Consider the following 508-nt stretch of genomic DNA (forward strand, 5'->3'; position numbering starts at 1 on the left):
GTCTACGAGACAGCCATGGCCGACAGCCTGAAAAGCATGGCGCTGCAGGGGCTGGGGATCGCCTGGGTGCCGCGGTTGAGTGTGGAGCCGGAACTCGAGCGCGGCGAGCTGGCGATCTGTGGCGGCGAGCAGTGGCGAGTGCCGCTGGAAATTCGCCTGTATCGCTGCTCGCTGATGCGCAAGGGGGCGGTGCGCCTGCTTTGGCGACGACTGGAGAGCCGCGCCATCGCTACCGAGTGAGTTGCCGCCGGAGCGCAGGCTAAAGCCCTTCGGTGGCGCCGTCGGGATCGGGGCTGACGGTAAATTGGCGAATTGTGCAGCCAACGGCAAAGTTCTGTTGCTCAACAAGCGGCAACTTTTTTGAGGGGTGCTGTCTTAGGTCTGCAATCCGCGCCATGGCCAGGCCGGACCCTAGCCAAGGAAAGACAGCCGTGAACCACGACTTCGACGCCGCCGTGCCCCAATCGGGGTCGGCTTTCCCTGCGCCCGACTCCGACTCTGTCAGCGC

Annotated in this window: 2 protein-coding genes; one reads left to right on the top strand and one right to left on the bottom strand. The window is 64.8% G+C overall.

Annotation, left to right across the window (positions count from 1 at the left end; translation table 11 throughout):
- A partial coding sequence (locus BFN00_RS00410; RefSeq protein ID WP_249449768.1) for a LysR substrate-binding domain-containing protein occupies positions 1 to 240 on the top strand: 240 nt, incomplete at its 5' end.
- A gap of 19 nt (positions 241 to 259) precedes the next feature.
- On the opposite strand, the gene BFN00_RS16040 is transcribed toward BFN00_RS00410, so the two are convergent.
- Positions 260 to 508 (bottom strand): hypothetical protein (locus tag BFN00_RS16040; protein ID WP_213032098.1); only part of this gene is annotated, 249 nt, incomplete at its 5' end.

The sequence above is a fragment of the Acinetobacter sp. AR2-3 genome (assembly GCF_001878775.1).
Lineage (GTDB): Bacteria > Pseudomonadota > Gammaproteobacteria > Pseudomonadales > Moraxellaceae > Acinetobacter > Acinetobacter lwoffii_D.